The organism is Natrinema gelatinilyticum (assembly GCF_024266705.1).
GTDB lineage: Archaea > Halobacteriota > Halobacteria > Halobacteriales > Natrialbaceae > Natrinema > Natrinema gelatinilyticum.
In genome coordinates this window covers 263,143-275,440 of sequence record NZ_CP100757.1, presented here as the reverse complement: position 1 = coordinate 275,440, position 12,298 = coordinate 263,143, and the positions used below count along the sequence as shown (strand labels likewise).

Here is a 12,298-nt window from a genome sequence, read left to right as displayed (position 1 = left end):
AATTATGGATACTGTGAAAGGTGCCACACGGTTCGTGATCGGCTTGACAGCGTTCACCGCAAGCGCAGGCATCGCTACTGCCCAACAGAGTGAAATCAATAACTCACTTACGCAGATCGAAGAGTTCGTCGCGACAACCCTCGGTCAGATTGGCGTGATCGTCTTTCTCCTCGGGGCTGCAGCCTGGTTCGTCTCCCGGCGCAACGCCGACCGCGCTCAGTGGGGCTGGCGTGGCATGTGGGGCGGTGCTGGAATGATCGTTCTCTCGGTCAGCTACACTGTGTTCGTTACCCTCTTCGAAAACCTCGCCCCAGGGATGCTCGTCCCACTCCTTCCCTAAAGCAGTGTGCTCAGACAACCCGAGAGCAAGCCGTTGCTCAATCGGCTCCATCACGCTAATCTATGACGGATAGACGTCCACTCATCGGGGTTGTGATTTTCGCCCTCCTCGCGCTCCCCGTGGTGGGTACAGTTACAACACCGACCGGTACTGCACCAAACGGCGCAACTCGCGCCTTCATCTCCGATGACCGTGATCCAGCTACCGGGAAGCTCCCTCCGTTTGTGCTCCCAACCATCAGTGACATTATCCGCACAGAGAATGCCTCTCTGTCTAACATCAGCAGGGCACGCGATTTCTCTTACGCGACGACAAAACCGCCCTATCGCGTTGGATCGAACCAGCAGACACTCAGCGAGTACCGTTTCTCGCAGCTTAATTTGATTCAGCGAAACGACTCGACGAGTCTCTGGCTTCCTGACTCACAGCGCTCGAACGGAACAGTCGTTAAAGACGCCCATATCACGATTCTCGGCACAACGGACGGTGTACACACCCAAACTGGCGCTCGAGAAGGCACGCAATCTGAAACCACGGGTGATCGGCTGCTAATTCCCCGGAATGGGACAGTCCTTACTCAGTTCGATTACTCGACGCACCTTCCGAACCGGACGTGTACCACCACCATCCGTGTTCGGTTAAGACAAGAAACCGAGAGACTGCGCTCGATTGACGAAGCTATCGTTGTAGACCGCGTGGGGAGAGAATGTGTTCAATACGCTCTCCCCGGACCTCATACGACGGCGGCTGACTTCCCTGTTTCCAGCCGAACGTATCGAAGACATCGCGCGAGAGCGCGATGTCGTCCAACGCCACCGGACAATCGACATCACGATGCTCGTCTGGACGCTCATCATGGGCTTCGCCGTCGACGGCGAAGCCCGCACGATCGCCGGATTTCAGCGGGCCTACTCCGCAGCGACTAACCAGACTGTTGCTCGCTCCAGTTTCTATGACCGGTTCACACCAGCACTTGGTGCCCTGTTGAGCGACCTCCTCGAGCACGCTCTCGAGGTCGCGGTTCCCCACACGATCGCACCACAGTTCGAGTTATTTCGTGATGTGCTGATCGCCGATGCAACCGTTTTCCGGTTGCATCGGCTCCTTAGCGAGTTTCCAGCGACTCACTCGGATCAGTCCGGCGCGAAGCTTCACCTCGTCCATAACGCTACTACTCAGAGCCTCGAACAGTTCCAGCTCACCGACGAACGCACCCAAGAGAGCAGCCAGCTCCGCACAGGGAGCTGGCTGCGAGACCGGTTGTTACTGTTCGATCTCGGGTTCTACAGTTTCCGCCGGTTCGCGTTGATCGAGGAAAATGGCGGGTTCTTTTTGACGCGGCTGAAGTCAAACGCGAACCCGTTGATCGTCGGGGAGCGGCGGAAATGGCGCGGGCGCGCCATTTCCTTGCCAGGCCGTCGCCTCCAGGACGTTCTGGGCGACCTCACACGCGAGATCGTAGACGTGACTGTGGAGATCACATTCAAGCGACGGCCGTACGCAGGGAAACAGTCAACCGACACGATGGAGTTTCGCGTCGTCGGTGTCCGCAACGAGGACACCGACGACTACCATCTGTACGTTACGAACCTGCCCGATGAGTTCACTCCGAGGCAAGTTGCGGCGCTGTATGGGTTGCGGTGGGAAGTGGAATTGCTATTCCGGGAGTTAAAATCGCTGTATGGGCTGGAGAAGTTCCAGACAAGCGATCCAGCAATCGTGGAACTGCTGGTTGTGGCGGCTCTGCTGACGCTCGTGGTCAGCAGAGCCTTGCTCGGTATATTTCAGGAGCTGTTTCCTGAGACGGTGTTCCCTCGGGAACGCTGGGCGAGGACCTTCAGGTCTCTCGCCCAGCTCATCCTCGAAGAGTTGGCCCAGTCGTTCGGGCATCCACCGCCGAACCTGCCGGAGTTGCTGTTTCGTGACGCTCGTCAACCAGAGAAATCACGCCTCTTACTTAGTGAACGAGTGGCTGAAGCCTACACGAGGTGATCCAGTGTTTAACCGAACACCAATGGTACCACCACCAACAAGACCAAGACATGTCTCTCGTACACGCTCCTCGATCAACAGGTCGACCGAAGTGTTCGAATCGGTAACCAGACGTGGAGTAGCGATTCATCGCCGGGTCAACTGGAGTACGCCGGCGCAAGTGCAACCGAGCCAACGACGATGCAGGTCCGCGCGACGATCAACTCGACCGTTGCCGTCTCGACGAAAACCTACGTTCGCGTAGGTGGTGGCTGGCAACTATCAAATACGACTGCCGATAAGACGCGCACCCTTTCGCACACGGTGCAGGATAGCGCTCGTGTAGTTGTCACCACCAATCAAGATCTCAGCGTCACGCAATCGATCGTCCGCTCCGAGGAGGGTATTGACCGAATTATCCTTTCGTTCGAAGGTCCGAAGACGCTGTCTGACCGGCGACTCTGGAGCTATGCGCAACTTGAGGACTCGGCCGGACGTGTCCAGAACGTCTGGGGTGTCTATTCACAGCGCCGGTACACGAACGCGACACGTGGTCGTCGACTGCCCACGGAGTCAAACATCACCTTCTCGCGGTCATCCAACAGTACGAGTGGAAACAATCAGGCGGTCCCCCAGAAACGCACAGTCACAAACGGCCACCAGCGGACCGTTTCCTTCCCGAACGTTCTCGAACTGCGGCTCACTGCCCGAAGTCGTCAGCCCACGATCCGATGGACACAGCAAACGAGCGCTACATCTCCCCCGGAGATTGTGAGACTCAACGGCTTCGATATGCCTGGCAAGGCGGCCACACTCGATCAGCATGTGAAACTCACCTCGGTACCGCCTCGTGGATACACGACCATCGTCATTACGAACGTTGATCAGCCGATCGCGGAGATTCGCGATGTCCACAACGACTCGATTCAGTTGACCACACAAACCGTTCAGGAGCGGAATTCGAACCTCTCTGTGAGGGCCATTAACGAAACCCACGCCAGAATCCAGTTCTCCGATAGCACCACCGGCCAACCGCTGGCTGATAGAACACTCTGGCTGAGAGGAGCCGCACAAGGACGAGTGACGACGAACGCCGACGGCACAGTCGTTGTTGAGCGGCGTGATCTCTACGTCACAGTCTCGTTCCCGGGAGCGGCTCACATTTCCCAGAACATCTACTATGGTCCAGCGCAGGCGAGGATCGCGTTCCAGCCAGATCCATTCGACATCTACCAGCTACTGACGAGCCTCGCAGGCGCGCTGGTTTCGGTAGCGGCGTTTCTCATCTTCTTCGTACCGTTCGCGTACATGCGGAGGGGTACAGGATAGAACTCAGACCCCACTCGTAGAGGTTTCAGCACTGAAGCTCACGCACCAGACTCGCGCACAATACTGAACTCAGAACACGATGACCGATTTACTGTTCCACGCCCCAATCGACGTTGTCCAGAACAGCATCAATCCTGTTACACCGGCGTTGATCCAGCATAGTAGCGCAACCCCGTCAACTGGCGACACCAGGATGCTAATCGCAGCCGCCTTTACCGGCTGGATTGCCAACTTCTTCACCTACATTCTGACCGGTGTTCTCAGTTTTATCGGTGAACTCATCGCCAACGGAATGCGAACGTTCATCATCTTCGATAGTCCCTATACTGACCCCGCGATGCAGGCGGCATTCCAGCATAATCTGGATATCTTCCCGCAACTGCTCGTCATCATGTTCATGGCGGGTATTGCGACAAAACCGTTTGCAGATCAGCATGAGGTGACGAACTTCATGCTCGTCTGGAAGACGCTGAAGGTGATCATCTTCGTTGCTGTCGCCCGTCAGATCATGCACTTTGGCCTCCTGCTGACGAACGCGATCATTCGCCATGTCTTCACGGCCGACTACGGCGCCGCATTCGGGCCAGAAGTCCTGAAATCCAGCCTCGACGGAGCTGCTTCGTCTGGGGCAGGCGTGATCATCGGTGCACTCATCCTGAGCATGGTGTCCGTGGCAGGCATCCTCCTCGCGCTTGGTGTCTTCGTCTTACGGGAGTTCTTGTTCAACGCAACGTTCATCCTGCTCCCCGTCCTCGGCACGATGTTGTTCCTGGACTTCGGTCCGCTCCGTTACACGTCGGAGATCGCGAAAACCGCCCTTCGGGCGACGGCCTACATGTTGTTGGCGGGAATCGTAATGGCTGGACTCCTACAGACTGGTGCTGCAGCAGCTGGTGCGTACGCAGATCTGGCCGGCCAAGGGGCAACAGCGGCCCAGGCCCAGCAAACTGCTGATCCTGGGTTCGGGGAAGTCCTCGAGGCGTACTTATTCTGGTTGATTGGACTCGTCGCACCTGCATTCGTCGGCATCAAATCAGCGGCAATGGCTGGGATGTCGCCGCGGCGGATCTCTGGTCGGCAAGGTGGCAAAAGTAAATCGCAGTCGCAGGGTTCCTCGACGAGCCACTCGAGCGGGAAGTCTACGCGTACTGCCCTGCTCGAGCAGGCAAAGTATGGAACGTCGAAGGGGTTAGGATATGCTGATCGGAAAACCGGCGGAGTAGGGAGTAGGACCGTCAGAAAAGCCGGATCTACAGCGGGTCGTGCAAGGAATGCGGCTGGAAGTACAGCAACGACAGTCTTCTCAGAAGAGACTGTCAACACGAGCATGAAGGTAGGATCTCAAGGGAAAAAGAGCGGAAAGCGTGCAGCTCAAGATGTTAAAGCCGGTGCTGACTACGCGACTAGAAATCTACACCAATCACCTGTTGACTGGGCGGAAGCTGGCCTTGAGAGATACCGCGAAAATCCTGCTATCGATACATCGACAGAGACTGGATCTAACCAACAGATGATAAGCGACTGGTCGAGTGAACCCGCCGACAATAATCAGTCCAAATGATATGCCTGAAACACGGACAATTGGAGATGGTCTGAGGGGAATCATCGTTGAACTTCTCTCAACGAGTCTCTTTACTGCGAACTATGTACTGGCCCCGCTTGGAATCGTCTGGGTCGTAATTAATACTCCCTCTTCGGTTAGAGGATTAGCCGCACTTCTGGGTGTTCCTGCTATCTGGATGTTCCCTTCATTTACTGCTGCCCTGTTGACTGGAGCAGTTTATCCGATGCATGGCGAGAATACAAAAAGTGCAGATATTGATTGGATTTTTGGAATTGCTATCGGATCAGCCGTATTAACGGCTGTATGGTTCCTCCCGATTTGGGAATCCAGCTGGACGTCACTTGCTAATACCCTCGCACCACTTCGAGTTGCGTCCATGTTCGACAGTTATTGGCTTATGGGGCTCAGCTGGCTTGCGTGCATCCCATTGATGATATCAACGGGTCTCGGTACTGCTACCGACAACATCGAAGAAAAATCCTCGAAATCAGGGCAGACACAGTCTACTGGACCGGGTTCGTCTACTTACGGAACGGGAGGCCAAACTAAGAATAGAGCACCTCAGTACAGCGATGATTTACCCAAGCAGCGTACTGTTCTCGAGTATGGTTGGGAACCTGCACCAGATGTCGAGTTTAGTGATGTTGGTGGCCAAGATGACCTAAAAAAAGAAATCATGCGTTCCATCATGAGACCCCTGACTCGAATCGACGACGCATACGAGCGATTCAACGTTTCACCACCAAACGGAATTCTCCTCTATGGCCCACCGGGAACCGGAAAGACCCTGTTCGCTCGAGCAATCGCCGGTGAACTCGGTCACCCGTATCTCGAGTTGTCCGCCGGGGATATCAAATCGCGATGGATCAACGAATCGACCGAACAGGTCAACCGGCTCTTCGACGAGGCCGAACAGTTCGATAGATGCGTCATTTTCATCGACGAAATCGACGCGCTGCTCGCCGGGCGCGGAAAAGACCTCCACCGTGAACACGCCCAGGTCGTCAACGAATTCCTCGCGCATTTGGATGAGGAGGATCCGAATTTTCTCGTAATTGCAGCGACGAACCGTGCTGATCTCCTCGATGAAGCTGCGACTCGTCGGGGGCGTTTTGATCAGCAATACAAAATCGACCGTCCCGATCAAGACGCACGGGAGGCCATCTTCCGTGTCCACCTCCGCGACCGGCCGACCAGCTTGGATGATGGAGACTATCGCCAGGCGGCGGCTCAAGCAGACGGACTGAACAGTGCCGATATCATTGGGATTGTCGACGATGCAGCGATGCGGGCAGCGGAACGCGACGCGTCGGCGATCACACTCACCGACCTTCACAACTCGTTCCCTGACGCCACCACCGAATGACTCAGGGCCTTTCAATCTCTCGCGAAATATGTCGCCAGAGACACAATATAATAAACACAAGCTCGTACCATGGTTCATGCCCGGTCCGGATACTGACCCACTGGCGGAGTTCGACCTCGCAGCCGAGTTCGGGGCCGACCTGGCCTCAGCTCCGACCGACGAGCGCGTCTACCGGGTTGCACTCCAACTCTACGAGCCGACGCGGGTCTCCGATGTTGCGAAACGAGCTGACTGCGTCCCCGATACTGCCCGGCGGCATCTCACTTGCCTCGTCGAGATCGGCGTCATCGAGCAGATCAGTGACTCCCCAGCAACGTATCGGCGGAACGAATCATACTTTGAATGGCGGAAACGCAGCCGCCTTGAGCAACTCTCGTCCAGCCAGCTTCAGGAACGGCTCACCGAGCTCACGACCCACGAGCAGGAGTTCCGCGAGCAATACAGCGCTGAACGGCCGGACGACGTCGACGCACTCGAGCATGCCGACTACAACCAGGCAGAGGATGTCTGGATGGACCTGAGCGAATGGGAAACGGTGCGGTGTCGAATTCGGCGACTCGAGAGTAGTCGCTAGCAGCGAACAGGGGAATCACCGTCGGAGGCCGCCTGACCGTGGACGAGACGGCCGATGGAGGCCAACCAGTCAATGCGGCAACGCTTCGCTATCTATAATGATTAGCGTAAGTTTTCATAATCTCAAACGTGGCAGATTTCACACATAATGAAATCGCAGTGACCGATATAGAGCATACGTTCAGCACGACTGTCAGCACGAAACGAAAGACGAGCAACGGTCGAGTCACGTCGATCCAGTCATCAGACCATCAATATTCGCGCCCTTGTCACTCAATCGGCTCGGCTTCGGGGAATTGATAGCTTCCGTCGAGAATCTCCTCGCGCGGACCGTAGAGCCGGACCACGTAGAACCACTCCTCTGGCGTGTAGAGGAAGTTCGGTTGATCGGGGTCACCGCCGAAATGGATCGTGACACTACCGTCATCGTTCGGCTCTGCAGTCACGTTGTTGAACGAGTACGCGTCGTACTCGTTCTCCTCGAGAAACCCGTCGTTGTTGTAGACGGTGACCGACCAGAATCCGTCGACGGGGACGTCCTGGACGGTGAACGTGTGTGGCGTCTCGCCGTCGTTCTGGTCGGGGACCCTTTGCAGATAGATCGTTTCTGGTTCCGGAACGCCGCCCGGTGTCACAGTGGCGAGATAGTACTTCACAGGGTTGACCTCGTCGACGTCGCCATAAGCACCGCTGTAGTCGTCAATCGTTTTCATGACTGTGACGAGCGCGTCGAAGAGTTCTTGGTGTGCCTGACGGTCCCAATTGGGAACCTCGAACGCGCCGGCTGAGTCCTGGCTCACTGCGAGTTCGTCCTGTAATTCATGGACAGTTGCTACGTCATCCGGATCGTTCGGGTCGACGAACGTGCGGACGATGACCCACACGTACCGCGTCCCGACCCCGTCCTGGGTCAACGTGTACTCGCCGGAATCCTGGTACGCCTCTTTCACATACGCGTCCTCATCCATGACGACCATCGACTGGTGACGATCACCGGTGTCTGGTTTGGTAATGGTGACCGGCTCGGCCAGGTCGAAGACACCGATCGAATAGATCGTGTCGCGATTGGGCAAGGCCGCGATCCGCACCTCAGGGCCGACTATCGTCGGGAAATGATAAAATTCGCCGAACCCGCCTTGTTTGACGATGTTCTCCATCATGAGATGTATCTGTGACCGTGGGAAGTTTTCCCACGTGACCGGAACTGACTCGTCAGCTGCTGACGTCTCGGTTTCAGCCTCCTGGGTGTTCGCCTGCGAGGGGTTTCGGCTGGCAGTGGCACTGCCACCACCCAGCGCGAGCATTCCGGCAAGGCCCGCCCCGCGAAGTGCGCTTTGGCGCGTTGCCCGCAGCGGTTCGGAACTCGATTCTGGCGTCGTGTGATTTGTCTCGTTGCTCATGGCTCATGCCTCTCTGAGTGGCCCACAGCAGCAGTTGTTACCGACTCACACGCTCGTATTCCAGCATTCCATATAATACAGTGACGATACTCGAGAAGGATTTCATGACATGATGATCGTAATAGATAGCTGACTATTTCTGAATTCTTGATCAGCTCTCTGTACCTGTAGTGAGCGATCATAAAGATCAGTTCGTGCTGCATTCGCGCCCTGTATTCATCACCGCATATTTGTCAGTCTCTGAAGAGCACTGAAGCAATACTATGGATTGTTTTGCTAATTCCTATAGCCGGCGTGTTCGCGTAGCGAGCGGAGATAAGTCGGACGGCGCTGTATCCCCCCTACTCGCTCGCTTCGGTCGCTCCTTGAGGAAGGGGGCTTAGTGCCCTCAATTACAGCTAAATCGATGGAATTGAAGCGGAAGACTCGGTTGCCTATGACCGTTTTCGGTTTCAAGTTGCCGAGACGCGCCCAATGTTTGATGTCTGTCTCCAGTGGCCAGTTTTCCATGCGCCACGTCGAGATTTCGGTTCGACCGGAGACGCGCGACCCTGTCCTGGAGGTACTTGACTCGGAACAAATTGACTACACAGTCGTTCCGACCAACGACAGCAGCGAGTACGAATCCCTCGTTTCGTTCACCCTCCCGAAAAGCGCCGTCGAAGTCGTCCTGGATGAGTTAGAGAGAGCCGGACTCGGCGAGGACGATCATACGGTGATCGTTACGGCAGACATGGTCATCTCCCGAAAGTTCGGAGCTCTCAAAGATCGGTACACAGGAGAGGTACTGGACGATCAGCGCCTCGCTCGCAACGAACTATACGCCGAATCGGAAGGGCTCATGTTGACGATTCCGATATACGTGACGCTGACGCTGGTGAGTGCAATCGTCGCGACGGCCGGGCTGTTACTCGATTCGGCCGCCGTCGTAGTCGGTTCGATGGTGATCGCGCCCTTAATTGGACCGACGCTCGCAGCCAGCGTCGGGACCGTTCTCAATGAACGCGACCTGCTCTGGACCGGGATTGTGTATCAAGTGCTCGGCGTCGGTGTAGCGATCGGCGGTTCCGCGGCGTTCGCGTGGCTCTCGAAGTCGTTGTTTTTTGTACCGCCCGGGATCGAGGTCCTCGAAATCGACGAAGTCAGCGAACGGGTCCTTCCTAATCTCCTCTCGCTGGTCGTCGCCTTCGGCGCAGGAATTGCCGGCGTATTGAGTCTCTCGACGGGAACCTCCGTCGCACTGGTTGGCGTGATGATCACCGCTGCACTGATCCCGCCCGCCGCAGCCGCCGGTATCGCTATCGCGTGGTGGATACCAAACGCCGCAGTCGGCTCGCTCATCCTCGTCTTCGTCAACCTGCTGGGCGTCAATATCATGGGCCTCCTCACCCTCTGGGCGATGGGGTACCGTCCCCAAACCCGGAGTGAGACAGGGATCGCACGTCAGTTAGTCCGTCGTCGTGTGGTCGGGTTGACGCTTGTCATCCTAGTACTGTCGACATTCCTGATCGGCGTCACATGGGCGACGTATGAACACGCATCGCTTGAGAACGACGTCACGACGGAAGCGGAGGCCGTCCTTGACTCGCCGGCGTATCAGGACGTCTTCCTCGCCGAAGTCGAACTGTTTCTCGAGGAAGGAACCCCGTTTGAGCCCGCAATACGAATCGAAGAAGGGTCCCTACTCGGGGAACCCAGACGTATCGTAATCACGGTCGAGAAGCCAGTTGATGACGAGTATTCGGAACTTATCTCGGAACTGGACGAACGAATCACCGACGTAACGGGAGACGACGTGAGGGTCGACGTTCGGTTTCTTGAGTACGATACGTCGTAGGCGATCTCGGCGCTCTCTCTTCTTTAAGCGAGAGAATCCCGGTCTTCAGGCCGGGCGTGAATCACCGCACGAATGATTGAACCTTCGGTTTCGCTTGATGACGAAACGCGAAGGGCTTCGAACTACTCAACCCTGAGGGGTTCACTCAACCGTTATAATTCAATTCGATAAATGACTGCTTCCCACATTGGCAAGCTATCCGGTTACCGTCTCGCATTAACTTTCCACTAGGAAGTCGGCGAGCAGGATATATGGCCCCACATTTGGAGCATCGAATGGAAAGACCCCTTGTAGCACCCTGATCACTCATCCTTGACGAATGGAAAGGTAGCCATGAGATATAGAGGCAATGCTGGTTTTCAATCTCTGAATGACCAGCAAGCACATTTACAATATTACAATGAGAATGCCTCGGATCTCCCCCCGTCCCCGTGATACTTCCTTGCCACGAGGTCCCTTGTGCAAGAAGAGGTCGAAGATGGCACTGCACCCAAAAGGATAGACACTGTCGAGGACTTGATCAACGACCAGGTCGAGTTGTTAGTCACCAATTGGGAAAGTGTCAACGACTCTTATTTTCGATGACCCTAATCTGTCCGGTCAAACCTTTAGATTAGGTTCTATGATGAGAGTCTATTGCGTTTCAAATGCTACAGATAGATGTCTTGAAGACTCGTGACTTGGTAAGAGACTGTCGAACTGTTCCTTCATTAATCGACGATAGTTTTTTATTTGTTTAGGAGACACCGGTATATGCTATGCAGAATGTTGACATCACTGAGTTGAAGCCGGCAGAGTCGCCCCAAAGTCGACAAAGCGTATCCGCCCCTCTTGACGCACAGGACTTCTCAATGAACTATTATGCTCTTGATCCAGGAGAAGAATTCGCTGGGAGTCTTCACACCCACCTTGACCAAGAAGAGTCATTTTTCATTCTTGAGGGAGAGGCAACATTTGAGACGAAAACGGAACCAACGGGGGACAGCGAGACCGTCACAGTAAGCGAAGGACAGATGATCCGGTTCGAGCGAGGGGAATATCAACAAGGTCGCAACGAGTCCGACGACCCTCTTCGAGCGCTGGCTTTGGGTACTCCACAGGAATCGACTGACATTCGAACTGCTGTTCCGTGTCAAGAGTGCGGTGAAAGCGAGTACATGGAATTCGTGATACACAACGGTGAGCCAGCGCTAGATTGCCCAAAATGTGGCGCAGAAGTTAGCATCTGAGGTTCCGGGTCAAACACGCTGGATGAGTGAGAGAAATTATCATTCGGAAATGAAAATACACGCTCCAAATATTTTTTAATGTCGCATATTGGGTGCACGAACTTCTAGAACCTTCCGAAATAGTATGATAGTTGACTAGAATGGGTGCATAGTTTATCATTCACTTACATCTACACAGAGTGATCCAAGTAGTCTCATCAATAAAACAACGATCTGGAAGATAATTTGTAGTATTCAAATATATTGTAAATATCTCCAATATGAAAACTATTAATAATTTGCTTTGGTAAAATAACGGCATGGAGACGTTCCCGATCGCTGGCCGAATCATCAATACAAAGGTAGTCTATGGCCTCACCGCTCGCGAAGTTGGCGAGGTTCTCATCATCCCATTTCTCGCCCTCGGTATCGTTCAGAGCCTCGGGTTCACCGGTACAGTGTTCATGATCGCTGGCGGAATCGGACTCGCACTCGGCATTCTCATCCTCCTCGTTGCACCCGCTGGTCAGCGACCAATCAGCTACGCCCGTGCTGCGGTCGACTACTATCTCTCGTCGAATGCCTACTACAATCGCCGCACCAGGCCCGACGCAGAGACGCCGGTGATCCAGGACGTCATCGGTGTCCGACAGAACGGTCTCGACATCGAGGCGATCGACGCAGAACCGGAGACCAAATCGAGGTGATCT

At 55.1% G+C, this 12,298-nt stretch carries 10 protein-coding genes; 9 read left to right on the top strand and 1 reads right to left on the bottom strand.

Annotation, left to right across the window (positions count from 1 at the left end):
- The first annotated feature begins 4 nt into the window (after positions 1-4).
- The 6 genes from NJU76_RS19355 to NJU76_RS19330 all read left to right on the top strand — a co-directional run bounded on the left by NJU76_RS19355 (position 5) and on the right by NJU76_RS19330 (position 7,144).
- Entirely contained in the window at positions 5-340 is a 336-nt protein-coding gene (locus NJU76_RS19355; RefSeq protein WP_254533451.1) for a hypothetical protein, read from the top strand.
- A gap of 708 nt (positions 341-1,048) precedes the next feature.
- The gene (locus NJU76_RS19350) at positions 1,049-2,332 is read left to right on the top strand and encodes an IS4 family transposase (protein ID WP_254533450.1); all 1,284 of its coding nucleotides are present in this window, start codon (positions 1,049-1,051) and stop codon (positions 2,330-2,332) included.
- A gap of 1,059 nt (positions 2,333-3,391) precedes the next feature.
- Entirely contained in the window at positions 3,392-3,640 is a 249-nt protein-coding gene (locus NJU76_RS19345; protein WP_254533449.1) for a hypothetical protein, read from the top strand.
- 79 nt (positions 3,641-3,719) lie between these two features.
- Complete coding sequence (locus NJU76_RS19340) at positions 3,720-5,201, top strand: hypothetical protein (protein WP_254533448.1); 1,482 nt, start codon at positions 3,720-3,722, stop codon at positions 5,199-5,201.
- Position 5,202: 1 nt separating this feature from the next.
- Positions 5,203-6,570 (top strand): ATP-binding protein, encoded by a 1,368-nt coding sequence (locus NJU76_RS19335; protein ID WP_254533447.1) that lies wholly within the window; start codon positions 5,203-5,205, stop codon positions 6,568-6,570.
- A gap of 76 nt (positions 6,571-6,646) precedes the next feature.
- Positions 6,647-7,144, top strand: coding sequence for a DUF7342 family protein (locus NJU76_RS19330; RefSeq protein ID WP_254533446.1), 498 nt, complete (start codon positions 6,647-6,649; stop codon positions 7,142-7,144).
- A gap of 268 nt (positions 7,145-7,412) precedes the next feature.
- On the opposite strand, the gene NJU76_RS19325 is transcribed toward NJU76_RS19330, so the two are convergent.
- Complete coding sequence (locus NJU76_RS19325; RefSeq protein WP_254533445.1) at positions 7,413-8,543, bottom strand: DUF1214 domain-containing protein; 1,131 nt, start codon at positions 8,541-8,543, stop codon at positions 7,413-7,415.
- Positions 8,544-9,051: 508 nt separating this feature from the next.
- On the opposite strand from NJU76_RS19325, the gene NJU76_RS19320 reads away from it, so the two are divergent.
- The 3 genes from NJU76_RS19320 to NJU76_RS19310 all read left to right on the top strand — a co-directional run bounded on the left by NJU76_RS19320 (position 9,052) and on the right by NJU76_RS19310 (position 12,295).
- On the top strand, positions 9,052-10,380 hold the full coding sequence (locus tag NJU76_RS19320; RefSeq protein WP_254533444.1) for a TIGR00341 family protein: 1,329 nt from the start codon (positions 9,052-9,054) through the stop codon (positions 10,378-10,380).
- A gap of 758 nt (positions 10,381-11,138) precedes the next feature.
- A complete protein-coding gene (locus tag NJU76_RS19315) occupies positions 11,139-11,609 on the top strand; it encodes a cupin domain-containing protein (protein WP_254533443.1) in 471 nt (156 codons plus the stop codon).
- Between the two features lie 299 nt (positions 11,610-11,908).
- Entirely contained in the window at positions 11,909-12,295 is a 387-nt protein-coding gene (locus NJU76_RS19310; protein WP_254533442.1) for a hypothetical protein, read from the top strand.
- Positions 12,296-12,298: the final 3 nt, after the last annotated feature.